At 68.6% G+C, this 24,503-nt stretch carries 18 protein-coding genes; 8 read left to right on the top strand and 10 right to left on the bottom strand.

Annotated elements, in window-relative coordinates; translation table 11 throughout:
• Window positions 1-91 precede the first annotated feature (91 nt).
• The 6 genes from ASE58_RS06675 to ASE58_RS06650 form a co-directional block, all read right to left on the bottom strand.
• The gene (locus ASE58_RS06675) at window positions 92-394 is read right to left on the bottom strand and encodes a hypothetical protein (RefSeq protein ID WP_055819038.1); all 303 of its coding nucleotides are present in this window, start codon (window positions 392-394) and stop codon (window positions 92-94) included.
• 142 nt (window positions 395-536) lie between these two features.
• Window positions 537-1,604, bottom strand: a complete 1,068-nt coding sequence (gene aroC / locus ASE58_RS06670; RefSeq protein WP_055819035.1) for a chorismate synthase — start codon at window positions 1,602-1,604, stop codon at window positions 537-539.
• Entirely contained in the window at window positions 1,601-2,116 is a 516-nt protein-coding gene (locus ASE58_RS06665; protein WP_055819034.1) for a GNAT family N-acetyltransferase, read from the bottom strand. Before ASE58_RS06665 ends, aroC begins: the two co-directional genes overlap by 4 nt.
• A 4-nt stretch (window positions 2,117-2,120) precedes the next feature.
• A complete protein-coding gene (fabI, locus tag ASE58_RS06660) occupies window positions 2,121-2,924 on the bottom strand; it encodes an enoyl-ACP reductase FabI (protein WP_055763069.1) in 804 nt (267 codons plus the stop codon).
• Entirely contained in the window at window positions 2,921-3,862 is a 942-nt protein-coding gene (locus ASE58_RS06655; RefSeq protein ID WP_055763066.1) for a YihY/virulence factor BrkB family protein, read from the bottom strand. The genes fabI and ASE58_RS06655 overlap by 4 nt, the downstream gene beginning before the upstream one ends.
• Window positions 3,863-3,893: 31 nt before the next feature.
• Entirely contained in the window at window positions 3,894-4,847 is a 954-nt protein-coding gene (locus ASE58_RS06650; protein ID WP_055819031.1) for a DnaJ C-terminal domain-containing protein, read from the bottom strand.
• Window positions 4,848-5,003: 156 nt separating this feature from the next.
• On the opposite strand from ASE58_RS06650, the gene ASE58_RS06645 reads away from it, so the two are divergent.
• Both ASE58_RS06645 and ASE58_RS06640 read left to right on the top strand, forming a co-directional pair.
• Complete coding sequence (locus ASE58_RS06645; RefSeq protein WP_055819028.1) at window positions 5,004-5,687, top strand: DUF4197 domain-containing protein; 684 nt, start codon at window positions 5,004-5,006, stop codon at window positions 5,685-5,687.
• Between the two features lie 46 nt (window positions 5,688-5,733).
• Entirely contained in the window at window positions 5,734-7,221 is a 1,488-nt protein-coding gene (locus tag ASE58_RS06640) for a flavin-containing monooxygenase (protein ID WP_055819025.1), read from the top strand.
• Here the strand turns inward: ASE58_RS06640 and ASE58_RS06635 are convergent.
• The 4 genes from ASE58_RS06635 to ASE58_RS06620 all read right to left on the bottom strand — a co-directional run bounded on the left by ASE58_RS06635 (window position 7,207) and on the right by ASE58_RS06620 (window position 15,862).
• The gene (locus tag ASE58_RS06635) at window positions 7,207-10,182 is read right to left on the bottom strand and encodes a ligand-binding sensor domain-containing diguanylate cyclase (protein ID WP_156347642.1); all 2,976 of its coding nucleotides are present in this window, start codon (window positions 10,180-10,182) and stop codon (window positions 7,207-7,209) included. The two genes, ASE58_RS06640 and ASE58_RS06635, sit on opposite strands and share 15 nt — an antisense overlap.
• Window positions 10,183-10,278: 96 nt before the next feature.
• Complete coding sequence (locus ASE58_RS06630) at window positions 10,279-11,151, bottom strand: BadF/BadG/BcrA/BcrD ATPase family protein (RefSeq protein ID WP_055819021.1); 873 nt, start codon at window positions 11,149-11,151, stop codon at window positions 10,279-10,281.
• Window positions 11,148-12,848, bottom strand: a complete 1,701-nt coding sequence (gene dld / locus ASE58_RS06625) for a D-lactate dehydrogenase (protein ID WP_235513519.1) — start codon at window positions 12,846-12,848, stop codon at window positions 11,148-11,150. The genes ASE58_RS06630 and dld overlap by 4 nt, the downstream gene beginning before the upstream one ends.
• Window positions 12,849-12,934: 86 nt before the next feature.
• Window positions 12,935-15,862 carry a TonB-dependent receptor plug domain-containing protein gene (locus ASE58_RS06620; RefSeq protein WP_235513518.1) on the bottom strand — a complete coding sequence of 976 codons (2,928 nt, stop codon included), beginning with the start codon at window positions 15,860-15,862 and terminating at the stop codon, window positions 12,935-12,937.
• Between the two features lie 288 nt (window positions 15,863-16,150).
• Here ASE58_RS06620 and ASE58_RS06615 point away from each other — a divergent pair, with 288 nt between their 5' ends.
• From ASE58_RS06615 to ASE58_RS06590, 6 genes are all read left to right on the top strand, one after another.
• Window positions 16,151-18,469, top strand: coding sequence for a penicillin acylase family protein (locus tag ASE58_RS06615; RefSeq protein WP_327196328.1), 2,319 nt, complete (start codon window positions 16,151-16,153; stop codon window positions 18,467-18,469).
• Window positions 18,466-20,055 (top strand): N-acyl-D-amino-acid deacylase family protein, encoded by a 1,590-nt coding sequence (locus ASE58_RS06610; protein WP_055819015.1) that lies wholly within the window; start codon window positions 18,466-18,468, stop codon window positions 20,053-20,055. The genes ASE58_RS06615 and ASE58_RS06610 overlap by 4 nt, the downstream gene beginning before the upstream one ends.
• A gap of 217 nt (window positions 20,056-20,272) precedes the next feature.
• On the top strand, window positions 20,273-21,310 hold the full coding sequence (dgcN, locus tag ASE58_RS06605; protein WP_055819012.1) for an N-acetyltransferase DgcN: 1,038 nt from the start codon (window positions 20,273-20,275) through the stop codon (window positions 21,308-21,310).
• Entirely contained in the window at window positions 21,268-22,254 is a 987-nt protein-coding gene (dgcA, locus tag ASE58_RS06600) for an N-acetyl-D-Glu racemase DgcA (protein WP_055819009.1), read from the top strand. Before dgcN ends, dgcA begins: the two co-directional genes overlap by 43 nt.
• On the top strand, window positions 22,254-23,492 hold the full coding sequence (locus ASE58_RS06595; protein WP_055819006.1) for a dicarboxylate/amino acid:cation symporter: 1,239 nt from the start codon (window positions 22,254-22,256) through the stop codon (window positions 23,490-23,492). Before dgcA ends, ASE58_RS06595 begins: the two co-directional genes overlap by 1 nt.
• Window positions 23,489-24,373 carry a LysR family transcriptional regulator gene (locus ASE58_RS06590; protein ID WP_055819003.1) on the top strand — a complete coding sequence of 295 codons (885 nt, stop codon included), beginning with the start codon at window positions 23,489-23,491 and terminating at the stop codon, window positions 24,371-24,373. Before ASE58_RS06595 ends, ASE58_RS06590 begins: the two co-directional genes overlap by 4 nt.
• Window positions 24,374-24,503 lie beyond the last annotated feature (130 nt).

Raw genomic sequence — 24,503 nt, 5'->3', positions numbered from 1 at the left:
GACGAACGGATTACGTGGAAGTTTTCCGACGTCGATAAGCAAAAGGCCCGCCCGGAGCGATCCGGGCGGGCCTTTTTTTTCACGCCACCGCTTATCGCGGCGTACCGGGCGCCGGCCGGGCTGTCGGCGTATCGCCCGTGGGGGCCGTCGTCGTGGTGTCGTCGGTCGTCGTGGTATCGGCCTTCGACTCACCCGGACGCGTCGGATCGGTCGGGGCGTCGACCGGGTTGGTCGGGCCGGTCGTCTGCGGTGCAGGCTGGGTCGGACGGCTGGGGTCGATCGGCCCCTGCGTCGTCGTCGGCGCGGTCGGGCTGGTCTGGGTCGGCGTCACCTGCGCGACGGCCGCGGTCGAACCGCACAGGATCAGCAGGCTCGTGACAATGGTCTTGCGCATCGAAAGTCTCCTTGCATCAAGCAGGACTTTCAATGCGTTACCTAAGCGATGGGTCCGCCAGTTCCCCACGGCTCATCCCGCGACAGCATCGGATCAGGGACCGGCCGTGGCGGGACAACGGCCGGCGGTTTGCTACGCTCGCTTACCCGACCTGCCCGCGATGGCGCAGCTTCTGGTCGGCCAGCACCAGCGCGACCATCGCCTCGACCACTGGCACCCCGCGAATGCCGACGCACGGGTCATGCCGCCCCTTGGTCGCGATCGTGGTCGCCTGCCCGTCCGGCCCGATCGTCTCGACCGGCGTCAGGATCGAGCTGGTCGGCTTGAACGCCACGCGCAGCGTCACCGGCTGCCCGGTCGAAATCCCGCCGGCAATGCCACCCGCATGGTTGGCGAGGAACTCGACACCCTCCGCACCCGGCCGCATCGGGTCGGCATTGGCCTCGCCCGACAGCGAAGCCGCTGCAAAGCCGTCGCCGATCTCCACGCCCTTGACCGCGTTGATCGACATGGTGGCACTGGCCAGTTCGGCATCCAGCTTGGCATAGAGCGGCGCGCCCCAGCCCGCCGGCACGCCCTCGGCCCGGCACGCGACGACCGCGCCCAGAGACGACCCGGCCTTGCGCGCGCCATCGACCAGCGTTTCCCAGCGCTGCGCGGCGGCGGCATCGGGGCAGAAGAACGGGTTACGGCCGATCTCCGCCGCATCGAAGTTCGCCGGATCGATCGCATCGCCGCCGATTGATTCGACCCAGGCGGTGATCGTCACCTCCGGGATCACCAGCCGCGCCACCGCGCCTGCCGCGACCCGCGCCGCGGTCTCGCGCGCCGACGACCGCCCGCCGCCGCGATAGTCGCGAAAGCCGTATTTCGCGTCATAGGCGTAATCGGCATGGCCGGGGCGATAGGCCTTGGCGACCTCCGAATAATCCTTCGACCGCTGGTCGACATTCTCGATCATCAGGCTGATCGGCGTGCCGGTCGTGCGCCCGTCGAACACCCCCGACAGGATGCGCACCGCATCCGGCTCGCGCCGCTGCGTCGTGAAGCGGCTGGTGCCCGGCCGCCGCGCATCGAGGAACGGCTGGATATCGCCCTCGCTCAAGGCCAGTCCCGGCGGACACCCGTCGACCACCGCGCCCAGCGCCGGCCCATGGCTCTCGCCCCAGGTTGTGAAGCGGAACAGATGCCCGAAGCTGTTGTGGCTCATGCGTCCTCCCCCAAAGCCGCAAAGGCGCGGGCATGGACCGCCGCGCCGGGTGTGTGGACGCAGGGTCCATCGTTCGGGCGAATGCCCAGCAAGTTCTCACCGGCATAAGGGCTGTCGAACCCGTGCGCCGTCGCCGCCTCGAACCCGAAGCGGCCATAATAATCCGGATCGCCCAGCACGAAGCCCAGCTCGACCCGCGCACTGCGCAGATGGGCGATGGCGGCGGCGACCAGCGCCTCGCCCACGCCCTGCCCGCGCGCGTCTCGCGCCACCGCCAGCGGCGCAAGCGCAACGGCGGCAATTTCGCGTGTGTCGGCGGTGACCTGCATCCGGCTGGCGGCGATCATGCCCACCAGCGCGCCCGCATCCTCGGCGACCAGCACCAGCACCAGATCACCGTCGATCGCAAGTTGCTGGACCAGCCGCGCCTCTTCGTCACGCGGGAAACAGGCGCGCAGCAACGCATCCACCGCCGGCGCATCCGCACCGGTCGCCGCCCGGATGACGCTCACGGACTTACGACAGCGCGATGTCGGGCGCGTCCTCGGCCTTCATGCCGATGACGTTGTAACCGGCATCGACATGATGGATTTCGCCGGTGACGCCGCTCGACAGGTCGCTCAGCAGGTACAGCCCCGCACCGCCCACATCGTCGATCGTGACGTTGCGGCGCAGCGGCGAATTCAGTTCGTTCCACTTCAGGATGTAGCGGAAATCGCCGATGCCGCTGGCGGCCAGCGTCTTGATCGGGCCGGCCGAAATGGCGTTCACCCGGATATTCTCCGGCCCCATGTCCATCGCCAGATACTTGACCGACATGTCGAGCGCGGCCTTGGCCACACCCATCACGTTGTAATGCGGCACGACCTTTTCCGACCCGTAATAGGTCAGCGTGACCAGCGACCCGCCGTTCGGCATCAGCGCCCGCGCCCGCTTGGCGACCGCCGTGAACGAATAGACGCTGATGTTCATCGTCATCAGGAAATTGTCGAGGCTGGTGTCGTAATAATGGCCGCGCAGCTCGTTCTTGTCCGAAAAGCCGATGGCATGGACGACGAAGTCGATCGTCGGCCAGCGCGCCGCGATGGTGTCAAACGCGGTATCCAGCGCGCCCATGTCCGACACGTCGCATTCGATCAGGAAGTCGGCGCCCAGCTCGGTCGCCAGCGGCCGTACGCGGCGCTCCAGCGCCTCACCCTGATAGGTGAAGGCCAGCTCTGCCCCCTGTGCGGCGAGCTGCTTGGCGATGCCCCAGGCCAGCGACCGATCGTTGGCGAGGCCCATGATGACCCCCCGCTTGCCCTGCATCAAACCGTTCACGCGACTGTCCCTCTTTCGTCTGTAGCCGCACCCTCTAGCGCAGGGTCGGGTGTTTCCGCCAGCGCCGCGTTCAATTCGCCGCCGATCACGACGCCCAGCCCGACGATGTAGAAGAAGAACAGCGCGATCATCACGCCGGCCAGGCTGCCATAGGTCCGGTCATATCCCCCCAGCGCATCGATCGCGAGCGGCAGCAGCTGGGTCGTGCCGATCCACACGCTGGCCGTCGCCACCGCGCCCGGCCATTTCGGGCAGTTCGACGTGCGATATTTCTTGGGGCTGAGCGTGTAGAACAGCGTGTAGAGCGCGATGAACAGCGCCAGCGCGGGGAACAGCTTCGCAATCGACAGATAGGCGGCATAGGGCTGCAGGAACGGCAGCAGGCGATAGATGACCTGCTCCACGCCGACCAGCACGACCTGAAGGCTGAACGCCAGCATCAGCATCACCACCGACCCAACGATCAGCCCGATCGACCCCAGCCGATATTCCCAGAACGGCCGCGAAAACGGGATGCCGTACGCCTGACGCAGGATCGATCGCACCGTTTCGATAAAGCCGGTCGTGGTCCACAACCCCACCAGCGCACCCAGCCAGAGCAGCGACCCCGACCGCGCCTGCAACACGTCGAGGATCGGTTGCTGCAGCACCACCGCCACGTCGCGCGGCACGGTGTCGAGGAATGCGGTCACCGCATGGATGCTGTCGCCGCTGCGCCCGACCGCGCGCGCGATCGCCGCCGCGACGATGAAGAACGGGAACAGCGTCAGCAGCGAGAGATAGGCGAGGTTGCCGGCATGGGTGAAGCCATCGTTGAACGTGCCGATCGCGACACGTTTGATAACCTCGATCGCACGCGCGGACGGGCGCAGCCGCGCGAGCGCAGGGCGCCCTTCACGCTGCCGGGCCTCGGGGGTGGTCGGGGACGGCTCGGTCATCAGCTTCGTTTCGATTGGTTTCGCAGGCGGATCAAACGCCCAGCTTCGCCCTCGGGTCCGTGTCCGCGGCGCTCCAACCTTCGACAAACGCCGTCAGCTCGGCATCGTCGGCCGGCAGGTCGATCATCAGCGTGACCAGCTGATCGCCGCGCGTGCCGTCTTTCCGGTGGAATCCCCGCCCCTTAAGCCGCAGCGTCTTGCCCGACGTCGCGCCCTTGGGCACGCTCAGCATCACCGCGCCCTCGACGGTCGGCACGCGCACTTTTCCGCCCAGCACCGCTTCAGCGAGGTTGATCGGCAGGTCGATCCGCACATCGTCGCCGTCGCGGGTATAGAAACGGTGCGGCTGCACCTCGACCGTGACGATCGCGTCGCCCGCACCGCCCGGCCCCGCATCGCCCTTGCCGGTCAGGCGCATCTGCGTGCCGGTATCGACGCCCGCGGGCAGTTTCAGGTCGATGGTCTTGCCGTCCGCCAGCGTGATCCGTTGCGGGCTGAGCGTCGCCGCATCCTCGAACGGCACCTTCAGCCGGTACGCGACATTGCCGCCCTTGGGCTGCGGCCGCCGACCGAAGCCGCTGGCAAAGCCGCCGCCACCGGCACCCGCACCCGCACCGCCGCGTCCGCCGAACAGCCCTTCGAAAATATCCGAAAAGTCGCCGCCCTGACCCTCGGACCCCATGTCGAACCCGCCGCGTCCGCCCGGACCAGGGCGAAAGCCGCCAGGGCCGCCACCGGTGCCGAACCCGAACGGCGATGCCGGATTGCCGTCGCCGTCGATCTCCCCCCGGTCGAACCGCGCACGCTTGTCCTTGTCGGTCAGCAGGTCATAGGCCTGCGTGACCTTGCTGAACCGGTCAGACGCGGCCTTGTTATCCTTGTTGCGGTCGGGGTGCAGCTCCTTGGCGAGCTTGCGATACGCCTTCTTGATGTCTGCTTCGGTCGCGCCGCGCGCGACGCCCAGGGTTGCATAGGGATCAGCCATGCCCCGGTAGCTAGGGCGCATAGCCTCCGGCGGCAATGCCCCCCGCCACGAAACGGAAGCAAAACGATGTCCGGTTCAACGTCGGTTCACGGCGGACACGGCACCGGAGGGCATCGCCTGCGTTGGCAGCACAAAGCGCATCCGGAGAGTCCCGTCATGATTCATACCCCGCTGTCGCGTCGCCGTATCCTCGGTGCCGCCGCCCTCGTCCTCCCCGTCGCCGTGCTCGGCGGCTGCGCCACCCCGCTCGGCAGCTACAGTGTCGAGGAAGGCGTGCGCCGCCTGCTCACACTGTCCAGCCAGCGCGCGTTCGAACGACTGATCCGTCCGGGCGGCTTTTACGAGGACCAGCTGACCCGCCTGACCCTGCCGGACACCGGTGGGCAGAACAACGTGCTGGCCGCCGTCCTGCGCACCAATGCGGTACGCGGGCGGATCGCCATGGCGCTGAACGATATCGCGGTCGATGCCGCCGACCGGGCGACGCCGGTCGTGCTCGATTCGATCCGCGGCCTGACGCTGGCCGATGCGGTCGCGGTGCTGCGTGGCGGCCCGACCGCCGCCACCGACCTGCTGGCACAATCGGCACGCGGCGCGGTGATCGAGGCGATGTTCCCCGAATTTTCCAGCGGCCTGCGATCGGACGCGACCGAAATCCTGTCGGCGATCGTCACCGCGCAGACCGGCATCGATTATACCGCCATTGCGCGGAGCGCCGCCGATCAGGCGGGCAATGCGATCTTCCGCGCGATCGGGCGGGAGGAAGCGGCGATCCGCGCCGATCCGCGCCGCACCGGCGATCCGGTGCTGACCGCGCTGTTGCTCGGCACGGGCCGCTGATACGCTCGGGCTTGGCAACGGGGCCGGCCGGGCGGATAAGCCGGCCATGCCGACCCCCGCCCCGCCCGCACCCGAACTCGACGTCGCGATCATCGGTGCCGGGCTGTCCGGCATCGATGCCGCATGGCACCTCCAGCATCGCTGCCCCGACCGCACCTATGCGATCTTCGAGGCGCGGGGCGCGATCGGCGGGACATGGGACCTGTTCCGCTATCCCGGTGTCCGCTCTGATTCTGACATGCACACGCTTGGCTTTCCCTTCCGCCCATGGCGCGGGGACAAGGCGATCGCCGATGGCAGCGACATTCGCGACTATATCGAGGATACGGCGCGCGCCTTCGGCATCGACCGGCATATCCGCTTTCGCCATCGCATCGTCGCCGCCGACTGGTCGTCCGACACCGCGCGCTGGACGCTGACCTGCGACGTCGACGGCGTCGTGTCGACGCTCCGCTGCCGGTTCCTGTTCATGGGTTGCGGCTATTACGACTATGCCCGCGGCCATGCCCCCGACTTTGCCGGACAGGGCGATTTCGCCGGGCCGATCGTCCACCCCCAGCACTGGCCACAGGCGCTGGACGTCGCGGGGAAGCGCGTCGCGGTGATCGGCAGCGGTGCGACCGCGGTGACGTTGGTCCCGGCGCTGGCCGCACGCGGCGCGCAGGTCACGATGGTCCAGCGCTCGCCCAGCCACATCGTCGCGCAACCCGCGCGCGATCGCGTCGCGCGGCTGCTCTATCGCCTGTTCCCCGAACGCCTTGCCGGGCGGATGGCGCGGTGGAAGAGCGCGGCGCTGGGCCTCGCCGCCTATCAGTTCGCGCGGCGCTGGCCACGGCGGATGGAGGCGCTGATCCTGAAGGGCGTGCGCGCCGAGCTGCCCGACATGGCCGATGTCGACCGCCACTTCACCCCGCGCTACGATCCGTGGGACCAGCGGCTGTGCCTGGTGCCCGATGCCGACCTGTTTGCCGCACTGCGCGACGGGTCGGCGATCATCGCCACCGACACCATCCGCCGCTTCACCCCGAACGGCATCGAGCTTGGATCGGGGGCACGGGTCGATGCCGACATCATCGTCACCGCGACGGGGCTGCGGCTGCACCTGCTGGGCGGCATCGCGCTGACCATCGACGGCGCGCCGTTCGTCCCCGCCGATCACCTGATCTATCGCGGCATGATGGCGTCGGGCGTGCCCAACCTCGTGCTGGCGCTCGGCTATACCAATGCGTCGTGGACGCTGAAGATCGATCTGGTGTCGCGCCGCATGTGCCGGATGCTGAACCATATGCGGCGGCATGGTCATGACATCTGCCTGCCCACCCCGCCCGGCCCCGATGTGGCGCGCCGCCCGCTCCTCGACTTCAGCTCGGGCTATGTCACCCGCGCCGCCGCCATCTCCCCGGCGCAGGGGTCGCGCGCGCCGTGGCGGCTGCGCCAGAACTATTTCCTCGATTATGCGACGTTGCGGTTCGGGAGCCTTGCCGATGGCGTGCTGCGGTTCGCACGGGCCGGTACGGGGTCAGCGCGCGACTGATCCCCCGGCATCGACCGCTTCGTCGAGGACCACGCGGTTGCGCCCGTCGCGCTTGGCCCGGTACAGCGCCAGATCGGCACGGTGCAGCAGTTCGGCGGGCGACGTCTCCCCCGTCGCCGCCGCGACCCCGCCGCTGACGGTCACGCGTACCTCCACCCCATTGGCCACGATCGGACGGTCGGCAACGGCGGCGCGGACCCGCTCGGCGGTGCGCATCGCCTCCTGCGATGATACCCCGGCGAACAGGATCGCGATCTCTTCCCCGCCATAGCGCGCGACCACATCCGCCCCGCGCACCGATCCGGCGATCCGGCCCGCGACCGCTTCGATCACCAGGTCGCCGATCTGGTGGCCGTGCGCGTCGTTGATCCGCTTGAACAGATCGATGTCGAGCATCGCGACGACATAGCTGCCGCCGCCGCGCAGCGCCGCCTCGCGCGCGGCATCCAGCATGGCGATCATCGTCCGCCGGTTGGCAAGGCCGGTCAGCGGATCGGTGCTGGCCAGCCGTTCCAGCCGGGCATTGGCCGCGCGCAGTTCCTGCGTCCGCTGCCCGATCACGGTTTCCAGCGCGCGGGTCCGCCGGCGCAGCACGACCGTCCGCAGCTGGACGATGCCGATGATCGCCAGCAGCGCGAGCAGCGCGAGCGCCAGGCGGACGAACCACCGTTCATGCCAAGCCTGTGCGACGATCAGGTCGATGGCGCTGGTGACCGTGCGCGGATGGACCCCCGGAATCTGCGCCTGCAGTTCGAGGACATAGCTGCCACCGGGCAGGTTGGTGTAGATCGCGGTCGCCGGGCTCGCAGGCGGGATCGCAACCCAATCCTGATCGAACCCGCGCAGGCGATAACGATAGCGGATTTCGTCCGGCGCGGCATATTCCCTGAGCGAAAAGGCGATGCGGATGCCATGGCCGTCGGATCGGATCGACCGGTATCCGCTGTCCGAATCATAGGGGACGACCTGCCCGTTTTCCTCCACCTCGCTCGGTGCCAGGACGGGTTGGACCGTCGGGCGCAGCGCCAGCATCCGTTCGGGCCGCAGGACCAGCAACCCGCCGGTCCCCCCGAACAACAGGTCGCCGCCCTGCGTGATCGCCGACACCCGCTGGTTGAAGGAATCGGCGGTCAACCCATCCCGCCGGCTGACCGCGTGCACCATTTCCCCGCGCGGATCGATCATCGAAATGCCGCTGGCCCCGGTCGTCCAGATGCGCCCGGCGCGGTCCATCTGCACCGCCGCCACATTGTCGTTGGCAAGGCCGCGCGCCTCGGTGATCGCATGGAAGCGCCACTGCCCGGCAACCTGCCGCCCGCGCGCGATCCCGCCATAGGTGCCGACCCACAGCGCATCGCCCGCCGGGACGATCGACCCGACGTAATTCTGCGGCAGGCTTGCCGGATCGGATGGGCTGTTGCGATAATTGACGAAGCGGCCGGTCGCCGGATCGAACCGGTCGATCCCGCGCGGCGTGGCGATCCACGCGCCGCCGCCAGGTGCCGCGACGATGTTGATGACCTCGTTATTGGCCAGCGACGCGTCATCGCCCGGCACATGGCGATAACGTTGCAGCCGCCCGGTGCGATCGTCCCGCACGAACAGCCCCTTATAGGTGCCGATCAGCAGCCGCCGGTCCAGATAGAGCAGCGAAATGACCGGCAGGTCGCCCAGTTCGGGCAGCGGCAGCGTCCGTTCGCTCAGCGTGTCGGGGTCGATCACCACCACGCCGCGCCCCCCGGCCAGAATCCTGCCGTCGGCGTCTTGCGCAAATGCCTTGATATCCTGTCCGGCGTGGTTGCCATCCAGCCGCAGGTGCCGGACCACCCCGTCCGTCCGGTCGATCCGGTCGATCAGCCCGTTCCCCATGCCGACCCAGATCCGGTCGCGCCGGTCGACCATCAGCCCGCGCACGTTGCGATCGGCCAGCGAATGGCGCGGATCGGGCATCGCATTGCCGATGGTGAAGATCGCCGGCAACGACGGGTCGGTGTGCGACGCGCCGACCTCGGTCGCGGCCCATAGCCGGCCGGTGCGGTCGATCGTCACGTCGCGCACGGTATCGCCGGCCAGCGAACCGGGATTGGCCTGGATGTTGCGGATCGGTCGTACCGAAAAGCTGCCGTGCGTCGTGATGCGCAGCACGCCTACCCCGTCCGTGCCGACCCACACCACGCCGTCCGGCCCGACCGCAAACGCGCGGATCGTGCGATGCGCGATCTGCGGCGCGGCCCCCGCCAGTGCCGCTGGCTGGACGAAGCGGCCGCTGCGCAACTGCACGAAGATGCCGTGCGATCCGGTCCCGACCCATAATCGTCCCGCCGTGTCGCGGGTGATCGCCCACACGTCACCGATATCGGGTGTCGCGATGGCGGTGAAATCCCGCGCGCCCCGGCGCAGAACGAACAGGCCGTTGTCGCCGCCGGCATAGAGCGTCCCGTCGGCATCGCGATGCACCGCAAACGCCCCCTCGGACAGCGCATTGCCCGGCCCGGCCACCGGCACCGCCCGGTCGCGCGCTGCGTCATAGCGGAACACCCCCTGGTCCGACGCGATATACGCCCCGCCCTGCCCGTCGCTTTCCAGCGCCATGATGCGCGTGCCCGGCCCCACCCCCTTGGCACCGGCGACGGCGACGAAGCGGTTGGACGACGGATCGAACCGTACCAGCCCGCCGACATTGGTCCCGACCAGCACCCCGCCACGCGACAGTTCCAGCAGCGACCGGATGTAATTGTCGGGCAACCCGCCCGGCGTGCCGATGGTCTGGCGGAACACCCGCAATCGCTGTCCGTCATAGCGCGCCAGCCCGCCGCGCGTGCCGATCCACATCAGCCCGTCGCTGCTCTGCACGATCGCCGTCGTCGTCGCGTGGTTCAGCCCGGCATCACTGTCCAGCGTCTGGAACCACGGCGTGCGCCATGCCGCCCATGCATCGGGCATCGCCGAAGCCGAAGCCATGCCCGGAAGCATCCCCGCCATCAGCAGGATCAAGAGGACCAGACGTCGCATTGCCAATTCCGGCGTCAAACCTCGCAGAAGGTGGTTTAAACAGCCTTAACGCTGGTTATGATTCAGAACGGTACCACCCGCCAGCCGCACCGCCCCGTCCACCGGATCGCCCAGCGCCGGGCACAGATGCGCCACCGTCCGCACGCGCAGCCACGGCTGCAACCGGGGCGCCAATCCGCCGACCAGCGTACAGCGCGTGACGCCGCGCGCCACGATCGTCTCGATGAAGCGCTCGACATGGCCCGCCGCGTCCTCGACGATCGACCGCGCGATCGGATCGTCCGCATCGGCATGGTCCATCACGATCGGGGCCAGCGCGCCGTAATCGCGTGGGGCAGCCTGCGCCATCCACGCCACCGCCTGCACCGTATCATGGTCGAACCGGGCGGAGATCGCATCGGCGAGCGGCGTCCACTGCGTCCGCCCGTCGAGCGCGCGCAGCGCATGACGCACCGCGCTCAACCCCAGTGCCGCGCCGCTCCCCTCGTCCGACACCGGAAAGCCATAGCCGCCCAGCGCGACCTCCTGCCCCTCGATCCGCAGCAACGCCGCGCTGCCGGTGCCCAGGATCAGGATCGCGCCGTCACCGCCGCCATGCGCGCCCAGATGCGCGATCTGCGCATCGCTCGCCAGCATGACCGAGGCGACCCCGAAATCGGTCGTCTCCAGCGCGGCGCGAACGCCCGGCCGGCGGATACCGGCGATGCCCATGCCGACCCGCAGCTGCGCACGCTCGCCAAGCGACAGGCCGGCGGTCGCCTGCGCGATCACGTCGCGCAATACGTCGCGCAGCGCCTCTACCCCGATCCCGGCATTGGCCGCGCCGCCCTGTCCGCTGCCGATCACCCGGCCCGCCGCATCGACCAGCCGCGCGCGGCAATTGCTGCCGCCGGCATCGATGCCCAGCGTCAGGCTCATGCGCCCCACCCCCGTTCGCGCGGCATATGACCGATCCCCGGATTCAGCTGGTTACGCGGGTCGAGCGTGCGATAGAATTCCGCCTGCGCCGGCCCGGCATGGTAGAGATGCCCAACATTATGCTCGGCGGGATATTGCGCGCCGACCGCATCCAGCCGCGCCCACAGCGCATGCTCGAACGCCAGCGGATCGACGCCCTTCCGCACGATATAGTCGCGGTGGAACACGTGGCAGAAGAAATGCCCGTAATAGAGCGTGTCGACGACCTGCCCGCCCAGGTCGTCGGGCAGCACCTCTGCCCAGTCGCGGGTGTTACGCGGCAACGCCACGTCCAGCGCGACGATATCCTCCACGCTGTCGGCATGCACCGCGCGGTACCGCACCGCCGCCCCCGCCGCGACGAAGCGATGCAGGAATGCCTTGGCCGCTTCCTCCGCCGAACATTCGAACCAGCCGCCGGGCAGCAGCGTGTCAAGCAACGCGGCGGTCGCGGCGCGGTCCTTGCCCGGCATCTTCAACAGCAGGTGATGTTCGAACCGGTCGCGAAACTCCCGCATCCGGGCCGGTAGGTGATCGCCCAGCAGCGCCCCGACCCGCTGCAGCACCCGGTCGCTGAAATGGCGCACGAACCGCCCGGTCACGCCATCGACCCACGCCTTCGCCGCGAACAGGCGCGGCAACCGGTCGGTGCCCAGCCGCTCGATCGCGCGGAACGTGTCGCGGCCATAACGGTCGGCAATGTCGAACGCCCCGCGATGCATATACTCGCCCGCGATCGGCAGTTCGGCGAAATCACGCAGCATCGTCCGGCGCAATTCGCTCAGCCGGTCGGGATCGTCGGTGCCGATATAGAAGGTGACCGTATCGTCCTCGCGCTCAAAACTATCCAGCCGCACCGCGAACACGATCAGCTTGCCCGCGCTCCCCGCCGCTTCGAACAGGCAACGCGGGTCGGCGTTGAACCGCGCCGGCACGTCGCTGTCGATATCGCGGACATGGGTGACGTAACGGTGGTCGTGCGCCGGCTTGTCCGCCGCCGGATCGACGTCGGCCGCCGTGAAGTCGCCCCGGTCCAGCCGCCCCAGCACCGCTTCGGGATCATCGCCAAGCGTGATGCCCAGATGATTGACCAGCCTGAGCGTGCCGTCCGCGCCAACGCTGCCGAACAGCGCCAGTTCGGTATAGGCCGGCCCCCGCCGGATCAGCGACCCGCCCGAATTGTTGCAGACCCCGCCAATCACCGACGCGCCCAGGCACGACGACCCGATCACCGAATGTGGCTCGCGCCCCAGCGGCTTCAGCGCCGCCTCCAGGGCGTACAGCGTGGTCCCCGGCAGGCACACGACCTGCTCGCCCCCACCCAGCAGGTGCAGCCGATCGAGCCGCGTCGTGCTGATGATGACCAGCCCGCCGGGATAGTAGTCGCCATCCGGGGTCGACCCGCCGGTCAGCCCGGTATTCGACGCCTGCATCAATATCGACACATCGGCGGCGACGCACGCCTGCGCCACCCGCCACAATTCGACCAGCGTGGCCGGCCGCACCACCGCGATCGCCGCGCCGCCGCCGGTGCGATACCCCTGCCGGAACCGCGCGGTGCGCCGCGGATCGGTCAGCACGTGCCGCCGCCCGACCGCTGCCCGCAGGGTGGCGATCAGTTGCCCGGTTTTCGAAGAGTCCGTCGTCACACCTGCCACTCCGGCTCTTTACCCGCTCCCACCGTCCCCCCGCGCAGGCGGGGGGACAGAGCCGAGCAGCGCACCCTTGGCGTTCGCCCCGCCCCTTACCGGGTCTGCATCCGAATCCCCACCCGGAACGACCGTCCCAGCAAATCCGAATAGGTGCTGTTGGCCGCCAGACCCGTCTCCGGCAACAGGATCGGTTCGCGGTTGAACAGGTTGGTGACGTTCAGGAACAATTCGGCCTTCGCCCCCGCGCCCATGTCGACCTTGCCGGTCAGGTTCAGGTCGAAATAGGTCGCGCCGTCGATCTTGTTGCTGTCGATCGTCGGGAATTGCGACACGATCCCCGCCGGCCGTCCGACCGGGCAATCGGTCGAGCACACGACATAGTTGTTCGAATAGGTGCCCCCGGCAACGCCGCGCGCGGTTCCGGTGATCGCGAAGCTTTCGGTGTCGTAGGTCGCGTTGAAGCGATAGATCCAGCTCGGCAGGCTCGCCCCGCCCAGCTGCCCGACAATGTCGACCGGCACGACGTTCGGCACGCCGCTGTCGGTGATGTTGTCGATATAGCGCGTCGCCAGCGCCTTCAGCGTGACGTTGCCCGGCGCACTGTCGAACACATCGGCCAGCGGCACACGGTACGTCGCATCGAAGTCCACCCCGCGCACCGTCTGCCGCGCGAAGTTGAACGGGCTGGCGCGAAAGAAGAATTCGCGGTCGCCCAGCGGATCGGGGCCGTACGCGGCGCAGAACTCCGCCCGCCCCTCGAAGCAGCGGTTGATGATATCCTGCGCGAAAAACTGCCCGATCGCATCCTGCAGCTTGATGAGGAACCCGTCGGCCGAAAAGGAGAAGCCGGGGATGAAGCGCGGCTGCAGCACCACGCCGACGCTGGTCGAATCGGCGATCTCGGGCTTCAGGTTGGTATTGCCGGTCGTCGTTTCACGGAAGGTGACGCCGGTGCGGTTCGTGAACGGATCGGTCAGCGTGTTGGTGCGCGACGTGCCCGCCTGGAACAGCTCGTTCAGGTTCGGTGCGCGGATATCGCGCGACCGGGTGACGCGGAAGCGGATATCGTCGATCGGCGCCCAGGTCGTGCCGACCTTCCACGTCGTGACATAGCCCGAGGTCGAATAATCGGTCGCGCGCACCGCACCGTTGAATTCGACCCCGGACCCCAGCGGGACCACGGTTTCGAGATACGCTTCTTTGACGTTGTAGCTGCCGAAGGTCGGCAGGAAATTGCCGACCGACCATCCGGTCTGGAACTCGGTCGGGACGGCACCCGACACCTCTTCCTTGCGATATTCGCCGCCCACCGCGACGCTGACATCGCCGGCCCAGGTGGCGAACGGCACGACCGACAAGTTGATGCCCGCCACCGTCTGCTTCAGCGTCTGGTCGCGATAGGGATCGCCCAGCGCATAATCGATCGCGCCCTGGCTGGTGACCCCGATACCGAGGCGATTCATCGGCACGCAGCCATTGGTCGGCGCGCTCAGGCTGGACCGGCACACGATCGTCCCCGCCGCGACGCCCAGCGCATTTCCGGCGGGCGCGAATACCGCATCGGTAGCATTCGCCATCCGCGTGACGTTCATGATGTCGCGCAGCTGCTCGCGCGCGTTCGTCTCGCCATATTGGCCGTACGCGCTCCACACCGCCTTGTTGCCGAACAGCTGGAAATCACCCTCCGCGCCGATCGCATAGCGCTGCACGTCGCGGCTGCTGTTGTTCTTGCGGTACGGCAGGTCGACGGCGGTGGTGCCGAGCGTGACGGTCTGGATTCCCGCCAGCCGCGCCGCGCCCAGCGTGTTGATGAGGTACGCATTGTCGGCGCGCAGCACCGTGCTGGTCGTCAGCTGCGGCCCGGCGTTGAACAGCGTCTTCTGCCAATTGTACGACGCTTCGCCGAACACCGTGATCCAGTCGGCCAGCTGATAGCTGACCCGCCCGAACACGCCATGCCGGTCGTCATCGGCGTCGAGGCCGATATTGCGCCCCTGGTCGTTCAGCTGCCAATCGCCACCCTGCGTTCGACTGGGCGCGGTGCTGCCGCCCAGTGCGGGCGAATTGAAGCTGCCATAGTTGAACTGGTTCACCGACCCGCCGGGGCCGAAATAAATCCCGCGCAGCCGGTTGGCGGTGCCACCGGTCGAATTGAGGATGATCCCGCCCGGCGTCGCATTGGCGACCCCGATCTGGTTCAGCGTCAGGAACTGCGGCACCCCGTTGGTATTGGTATAGGCCGGGTTGTTCACCACCACCCGTCCGCGCGCGTTCCATTCCCGATCGACCTGGAAGATGCCGTCGCGATGCGCGACCTCCCCGCTCAGCAGCACATGGCCGCGTCCGTCGGCAAAGCTGGCACCGCCCGCCACGCTGAACGAATAATTGAACCCGTCGCCATATTCGGTGATGCCGCTGTCGGCGGTGACCTTCAGCCCTTCATAGGTCTTGTCGAGCGCGAAATTGACCACGCCCGCGACCGCATCCGACCCATAGGCCGCCGATGCACCGCCGGTCACGATCTCGACGCTCTTCACCAATGCCTGCGGAAAGGTGTTGATGTCGACGAGGCCCGTGACGCTCGACCCGACCGAGCGCCGCCCGTCAAGCAGCACCAGCGTGCGGATCTCGCCCAGCGCGCGCAGGTTCAGCGCGTTGATGCCCGCCAGCCCCGAACTGATCGCGAGGCGCGAATTGGCCGGGCGCAGGCTGCCCGCAACCGCCGGGATCTGGTTCACGAAATCGGCCAGGTTGTTGGTCGGCGCGCTGTTCTGGATATCCTGCGCGGTCAGCACGGTCAGCGGCGTCGGCGACTGGAACCCGTCGCGCACCACGCGCGATCCGGTGACCAGGATTTCGCCCTCCGCCTGCGTCGCGGGGTCGGCGGCCTGCTCGGTTTTCGGCACGGCCTCTTGCGCGAACACCGGGGTCGCGATGCACGTCGCGATGCACAGGGCGGCAAGGCTGGTCGCGCGCGCCAGTGCCGGGATGGTCCGCCGGAAGGGCATGGTCGTCGTCATGGAATGCTCCCCATCGCCCGTAGGTCGGGCTGCATCTGTTACCGTGTTGGTTCCTGCGGCATCGCCGGATCGATCGAACGTCGCCCGTGTCGAACCCGAAAGCTGCGCGGTGGGAGGGACCAGCGTCAAGCGACGCACGGCTTCTAACGCTTCGCCAAACCATAGCCGCAGATTATGGGCGGCCGGCCATAAACGCGCCCTATGGGCCGGGGCGCGGTTGTCATACCCTGCGCGCGCGCCGCTGGCCTAGCCTCTGGCCGCCTGCAGTTTTGGGGACGCCAAGTGATAATGAACCGCCGTGCCTTCCTTCAGGGGTCGGCCGCCATGGTCGCCCTCGCGCCCGTCGCCACCCATGCCGCGCCCGAAACGCTGTCCGCATCCATCGAGATCGTCGACGACGTGTACGGCGTGCCCCATATCCGCGCCGCGACCATCCCCGATGCCTTTTACGGGCAGGGGTACGTCGTCGCCCGCGACCGGTTGTTCCAGATCGACCTGGGCCACCGGCGCGAACTGGGCCGGCTGGCCGAGGCGTTCGGGCCGGACTTCGCGAAGCACGACGCCGCCGCCCGCCTGTTCCACTATCGCGGCGACCTGAACGCCGAACTGCGCAAGGTGCCCGCCGACGTGCTGGCCTGCACCCGCGCCTATATCGCCGGGATCAACGCCCGCATCGACGAGGTGCTGGCCGATCCGACGCTGCGGCCACAGGAATATGCGATATTGGGCGTGCAGCCGATCAAATGGACGATCGAGGATTTCGTCCTCGCGCGCGGCGGCGCGATCGGCAATGCCGACGACGAAATCCGCCGCGCCCAATTGGCGGCGATCGGCCTGCTCGACCTCGACGCGATCGTCGCGCCTTTACGCCCCAGCTGGCAGATGACCGTGCCCGACGGCCTCGACACCGCCGCCGTCTCACCCGCCGACCTGGGCGTATTGCGGCAGGGCGGCCTGCCCTTCGGTCCCGACACCCCGACCCGCGATCCCGCCGAAGGCCCGATGGAGCGCGCCAACGCCGGCAGCAACGCCTGGACCGTCACGGGGAGCCGCACCGCGACCGGCCGCCCGATCCTGGCCAACGACCCGCATCTCGGCATCGGCGGTTTCGGCCCGCGCCACGTCGCGCACCTGAGCGCCCCCGGCCTCGACGTGATCGGCGGCGGCGCACCCGGCCTGCCCGGCATCATGCAGGGCCATACCGACCGTTTCGCGTTCGGCCGCACCAATTTCCATATCGACCAGCAGGACCTGTTCATCCTCGACCTCGATCCCGCCGACCCCGAACGCTACCGCTACAATGGCGGGTGGAAGCGCTTTGCGAAGATCGACGTCGCGATCCCGGTAATGGGCACCGCCCCCTATGTCGCGACGCTGCGCTATTCGGTGCAGGGGCCGGTCGTGTCGCACGATCCGGCGAAACGCCGCGCCAGCGTGCTGGCGTCGATCGCGATGCAGCCGGGCGGCGGTGGCGCGTTCGCGATGGTGGCGATCAACCTCGCCCGCGACTGGGCGTCGCTGCGCAAGGCGTTCCGCCTCCACCCCTCGCCCACCAATTTCCATTATGCCGATGTGGACGGCAATACCGGGTGGCAGGTGATCGGCTTCGCACCGGTGCGCAAGCGCGGCGACGGGTTGCTGCCGGTGCCGGGCGACGGGCGCTACGACTGGACCGGGATGCGCGACTTCGCGTCGCTGCCCAACGAGTACAACCCGAAGAAAGGCTGGTTCGCGTCGGCCAATCAGAACAACCTGCCCGCCGACTGGCCGCGTGACCGCATCCCGGCCTTCTCGTTCCGCGCGCCCTATCGCTACGAACGGATCGCCGACGTGCTGGCCGCCCAGCCGAAGCACAGCGTCGCCGACAGCGTGGCGTTGCAGTTCGACACGCTATCGACCCCCGCACGCCAGCTGCTGGCCGTCCTGCCCACTACCCCGTCACCGGCGGGCGACATGCTGCGCCGCTGGGACGGCCGGCTGAGTGCCGACAGCGGGGCGGCGGCGCTGTTCGAAATCCTGTGGCGCGACGTGTCGAAACGCGTGCTAGCGGATGTCGTCCCGGCGCGGGGCAAGCCGCTGATTACCGAGATCGATCCGTCGGTGCTGCTGACCATGCTTACCAATCCCCACGCCACGCTGCGCGAAACGATCCTCGCCCCCGCGCTGGTATCGGCATGGGCCACCGCGCAGTCGCTGCTCGGCCCCGATCCGGCCAAATGGCGCTGGGGCAATCTGCATCAGGTCCGCATCGCCCACCCCCTGTCGCGCATCCCCGCCATCGCCGCCGCCTTCCCGGCGATCGAGAGTATTGGCTCGGGCAATGGCTCGGGCGGCGACAGCTACACCGTCATGGCCCGCTGGCTGGGCGATGGTCCCGGCTGGCGCGTCGGCGGCGGGGCCAGCTATCTGCAGGTCATCGATGTCGGCGCATGGGACAATTCGGTGTTCCTGAACCTGCCCGGCCAGTCGAATGACCCGCGTTCGCCCCATTACCGGGATCAGGTCGCGCCGTGGATCGCCGGACAACCCCTGCCGCTGCTGTTCAGCCGGACGGCAATCGACGCTAAGCTCGCCCGCCGCATGACGTTGCAAGGACCTCGCCGATGACCCGCCTGCCGCTGATCGCCCTGTTCGCCGCGCTGGCCGGCGCCGCCCCTGCGCCAAAGGTCGACATCGTGATCCGGGGCGGCACCGTCTATAACGGTGCGAACGCAGCGCCGATCACCGGCGACGTCGAAATCGCCGGCGACCGCATCGTCTATGTCGGCCCCACCCGCCGGACGCAGGCGACGCAGGTGATCGACGCGACGGGCCAGATCGTCGCCCCCGGCTTCATCGACGCCCACACCCATCCCGACAGCTATATCCGCTCGACCGATTCCGGCGAGCGCCTCAACCTCCCCTGGCTGGCGCAGGGCGTGTCGACCATCGTCATCGGCGTCGACGGATACGGCACGCCCGACGTGGCCGACGATGCGCGCAAGCTGATGGCCGGCGGCATCGGCACCAATGTTGCCCCTTTCGTCGGCTTCGGCGCGGTGCGCGGCCGCGTATTGGGACAGGACGACCGCGCCCCCACCCCGACCGAACTGGCCCGCGAAAAGGGGCTGGTGGCAAAAGCGATGTGCGAAGGCGCCTACGGCTTCTCGACCGGCCTGTTCTACGCCCCGCAAAGCTTCGCCAAGACCGACGAAGTGGTCGCCATCGCCCGCGAAGCCGCGATCCGCGGCGGGATGTACGACACCCACCAGCGCGATGAGTCCAACTACAGCATCGGCCTCATCAATTCGACCAAGGAAGTGATCGAGATCGGCCGAGAGGCAAAAATGCCGGTCCACATCGCGCACCTCAAGGCGCTCGGCGTCGACGTACAGGGCAAGGCCCCCGAACTGATCGCGGTGATCGAGGCGGCACGGAAAGCCGGCCAGAACGTCACCGCCGACCAATATCCCTGGCTCGCGTCGGGCTCCAGCGTCGACGCCTCGCTGGTCCCGCGCTGGGCCAATGACGGCGGCTATCCGCGCCTGATCCAGCGGTTCGACAACCCGGCGACGCTGGCCAAACTCAAGCAAGAGATGGCCGAAAACCTGCGCCGGCGCGGCGGCAAGGACTCGCTGCTGCTGACCAGCGCGGGGATGCCATGGACCGGCAAGACGCTGGGCCAGATGGCGACGCAGTGGAACCTCGACCCCATCGACGCCGCGATCAAGATCCTGCGCGTCGCCGATGCCACGGGCAAGGAACCGGCCGGCGTCTCGGTCGCCAGCTTCAACATGGTCGACGCCGACGCCGACCTGATCATGCAGCAACCATGGGTCGTGACCAGCTCCGACGGATCGAACGGCCACCCGCGCCAGTACGCGACCTTCCCGCGCAAATATCAGACCTATGTTCGCGAACGGAAGGTCATCTCGCTGCGCGACTTCATCCACCGCTCGACCGGCGCGACCGCCGACATGTACCGCATGGACCATCGTGGCTACCTCAAGCCCGGCTATTATGCCGATGTCGTCGTGTTCGATCCCGTCGGCTATGCGCCACGCGCAACCTACGTAAATCCGCGCGTGCCCAGCGTCGGGGTGAAGGCGCTGTTCGTAAACGGCAAACTCGCACTGAGCGACGGCGCCACCACCGGCACCGCCCCCGGCCGCGCCCTGCTGCGCCCCACGCCGAAACAGTGCCCGGCCACCTGACCTCCCCGTCACCCCGGGCTTGACCCGGGGTCCCGCTTCTCCTTCCTCCAACGCCAAAAAAGAAGCGGGACCCCGGATCAAGTCCGGGGTGACGACGATAGTTGCGGCCTTCCGACCACCCCATAACCCTGCGCTATACCTCCCCCCGACAGCACGATATGACGTGCGCGACCACCCCGCCCTATCCCGATGGTCCATACAGCCAGCAGGGTGCGCGATGATCCCCGGTCCCTTCCTCCTTTATCTCGGCCATTCCGACGACGCGGTCGGTATCAAGACCTCGCGCGGGGTCGCCACCTTCCGCCCCGACGACTGCGTCGGCGAATGGCGGCACGACGACTGCCCGCTGACCCTGGGCCTGCCACGCATGGATGCGGCAGAAGGCCGCGCCGCCGGGGCCAATACCCTGATCCTCGGCATCGCCAATGCCGGCGGCCGCATGGGCGATGCGCTGATCCACGACGCCCTTGCGGGGATTGCCCAGGGCATGCACGTCGCCTCCGGCCTGCACCAGCGGCTGCGCGATGTTCCGCAGATCGCAGCAGCGGCAAAGCAAGCCGGCGTCCAGCTGTTCGACGTCCGCGATCCGCCGGAAAACCTCCCCGTCGGCAATGGCAAGCGTCGCGCGGGCAACCGCCTGCTGACCGTCGGCACCGACTGTTCGGTTGGCAAGATGTATTCGACCCTCGCCCTGCACCGCACGATGGTTGCGCGCGGGATAAGGGCCGATTTCCGCGCCACCGGACAGACCGGCATCCTGATCGCGGGCTCGGGCGTTCCCGTCGACGCGGTGGTCGCCGACTTCATTTCCGGCGCGATCGAAACGATCACCCCGGCGCGCACCGACGATGGCTGGGACCTGATCGAGGGACAGGGCTCGCTGTTCCACCCGTCCTTCGCCGGGGTGTCGACCGGGCTGCTCCACGGTGCGCAGCCGCGCGCGATCGTCATGTGCCACGATCCCGCACGCGACCATATGCGTGGGCTTCCGCACTATGCCGTGCCCGGCATCGCCGAATGCCTCGCCGCCAACCTGTCGGTCGCACGGCTGACCAGCCCCGATGTGCAGGCGGTCGGCATCGCGCTCAACACCGTGAAGCTGCCCGAGGACGAAGCCCGCCGCCTGTGCGCCGAAACCGCCGACGCGCACGGCCTGCCCTGCACCGATCCCTATCGCTTCGGCGCGGACCCGATCATCGACTGGATGCAGACATGCTTCGACATCTCGACGTCGCCCATGACCGTTTCGGCCTGAGCACCCCGTTCCGCATCTCGCGGGGGGTCAAGACGGCGGCCGATGTCGTCACGGTGACGGTCGCACAGGGCGACGTCACCGGCCGGGGCGAGGCAGTGCCCTATGCCCGCTATGGCGAGGGGATCGAGGACACGATCGCCGCGATCCGCGCCATCGCCCCCGCGCTGGCCGATGGCGCCTGCCGCAAGGACCTCGCGACCCTCCTCCCGGCGGGTGCCGCGCGCAACGCCGTCGACTGCGCGCTGTGGGACCTTGAGGCACGCCTCGCCGGCCGCAGCGTCGCCGCGCTCGCCGGCCTGCCCGAACCGGTTGCGCTGCCCTCCGCCATCACCATCGGCCTCGACACCGCAGACGCCATGGCCCGTGCGGCGGCCAAGGTAGCGAGCGTCCCGCTGCTGAAGATCAAGGTCGACCGCAGCGACCCCGCCGCGCAGATCGCCGCCGTCCGCGCCGCCGCGCCCTCCCCCCGCCTGATCGTCGACCCCAACGAAAGCTGGACGATCGACACGTTGCAGGCGCTGAAACCCCACCTCCTCGACTGGCGCGTCGACCTGCTCGAACAACCACTGCCCGCCGGCGAAGACGGCGCGCTGGTGCAGTTCGACAGCCCGGTACCCATCGCCGCCGACGAAGCGCTCCACACCGCCGCCGATCTCGACCGCCTCGCCGGCCGCTATGACGTGGTGAACATCAAGCTCGACAAGACCGGCGGGCTGACCGAAGCACTCGTGCTGGCCCGCAGGGCGCGCGAAAAGGGATTCGGGTTGATGGTCGGGTGCATGGTCTGTTCGTCGCTGGGCATCGCACCGGCCATGCTGCTGGGGGCCGAGGCCGAGTTCGTCGATCTCGACGGCCCGCTGTGGCTATCCGAAGACCGCCCCGGCGGCGTCACCGACGATAACGGCATGTTGTCGCCCCCCGCCCCCGGCTTCTGGGGCAATTGATGCGCCGCTGGTTCAGGGTTCCCCTGTGGCAACGGGTCGTGGCTGCGCTGTTCCTCGGCGTCGCGATCGGGCTGTTGTGGCCGGACGGCGCAGCGGCGATCAAAATCATCGGCGACCTGTTCGTGCGGCTCATCAAGATGCTGGTCGTGCCGGTCGTTCTCATCACCATCGCCGCCGGCATCGCGTCGCTGGGCGATCCGCGCCGGTTGGGCGGGATCGGCGGGCGGACGGTCGCGCTGTTCGCCTTCACCACGCTGGTCGCGGTATCGGTCGGCATGGGGTTCGGCCTGCTCCTCCAACCGGGCAGCGGCATCGCGCTGGCCGGCGTCGCGCCGCATGTGCTGGGGCCACCGGTCACCCCCGCCGACCAGTTGCTCGGCATCGTGCCCGTGAACATCATCGACGCGCTGGCAAAGGGCGACATGCTCGCCATCATCTTCGTCGCGGTCCTGCTCGGCATCGCCAGCGTGGTGTCGGGCGAGGCCGGCAAGCCGGTCGTGGCGCTATTGCAGGGCCTGTCCGCCGTCCTGCTCCACCTCGTCCGCATCGTGATGGAGGTCACCCCGTTCGGCGTCCTCGCCCTCATCGCCAACGCGGTTGCGGGCAGCGGGCTGGCGGTGTTCGTCCATGTCGGCTGGCTGGCGCTGTGCGTGATCTTCGGCACGCTGGCCCAGATGGCGTTCCACGCCGGCCTGCTCCGTTTCGTGGCAAGGCTCCCGGTGGTCCGCTTCTTTCGCGGGATCGTCGACGCGCTGATCGTCGCCTTCTCGACCGCCTCGTCCTCCGCCACGCTGCCGGTGGCGCTGCGTGTGTCCCAGGACAATCTCGGCATCGCCCGCCCGATTGCCTCGACCGTGCTGCCGCTGGGGGCGAGCATCGGCAAGGACGGGACGGCGATGTATGTCGGCCTGCTCGGCCAGTTCGCGTTGCAGGCGCTGGGCATCGCGCCCGATGGCTGGATGCTCTGCGTCATGCTCGCGACCGGCGCGCTCGCCGCGTTCGGCACCGCGCCGGTCCCCTCCGCCTCGCTGTTCATGCTCGCGGCGATGCTCGGCGCGGTCGGGGTCGGCGCGGAGCAGACCGCGCTGGTCGTCGGCCTCGTCCTGCCGTTCGACCGGCTGCTCGACATGACCCGCACCGTCGCCTCGGCCAGCGCCAACCTGACCGTCGCGACGCTGGTCGCCCGCGCCGAAGACGGGCTGGACGAGGGCCGCTATCGGGGCCACACGAGACCATGAACCTGCGCCATATCGAGATTTTTCACGCCGTCTACGTCAACGGATCGGTCAGCGCGGCGGCTCGCGCGCTCAACATCTCGCAGCCCTCGGTCTCCAAAACGCTGCGCCATGCCGAGACATTGCTCGGCTTCGAACTGTTCCAGCGCACCAACAGCCGCCTGGTCCCGACCGAAGACGCCCACGCCCTTTTCGGCGACGTCGCCGACATTCAGGAACGCGTCCGGGCGCTGCGCGAAGCCGGCCGCAACCTGCGCAGCGGCGGCGGCGCGACGCTGCGCATCTCCGCGCTCCCCAGCCTCGCGCTCGGCGCGCTGCCGACGGCGGTCGCGCGCTTCATGACGAAGCGCCCCGACGTCCGCTTCGACCTGCAAACCGTCCATCACGACGACCTGCTGCGCAAACTGTACGAGCGCGAGACCGACATCGCGATCGCCGCCGAAGTCCCGCGCGGCGCACCGCTCGGCAAGGTGTGGCTCGGCGAAGGCGAACTGGTCGTCCTCTACCGCGACGCTGATCTTCCGGCCGCCGCCCAGCGGATCGAGCTGCCACAACTGGTCGGCCACCCGTTCATCACGCTGGCCGCCAGCGGCCCGATCGGCCAACTCTTCGCGCAGGAACAGGAACGGCTCGGCATCGAGCTTCAGGAGGTTGCCTCCGCCCGCACCTTCTACATCGCCGCCGCGCTGGTCCGCGCGGGCGTAGGGCTGAGCGTCGTCGACAATTTCACCGCCGAAGCCTCGCTCGCCGACGGCCTCGCGATGCGCCCACTCAAACCTTCGCTGACCTTCGACGTCCACGCGATGCACCTGCTCGACCGCCCGCCAAGTGCCCTCGCCAGCGAATTCCTAGGCGTCCTGCGCGAAGTCATCGAAGCGCCATAAGGGTCCCCCCCCCTAACCCCGACCAATCGTCACCCCGGGCTTGACCCGGGGTCCCGCTTCTTCTTCTCCGACAGCCGGAAACGCGCCCCAAGCTTTCCTACAAACCGCCGCCCCGCTACCCTATGCGGGC

Origin of the sequence: Sphingomonas sp. Leaf9 (assembly GCF_001421355.1) — a bacterium.
GTDB lineage: Bacteria > Pseudomonadota > Alphaproteobacteria > Sphingomonadales > Sphingomonadaceae > Sphingomonas.
Note: the sequence above shows the minus strand (reverse complement) of the source record. Positions and strands in the feature narration are given on the sequence as shown.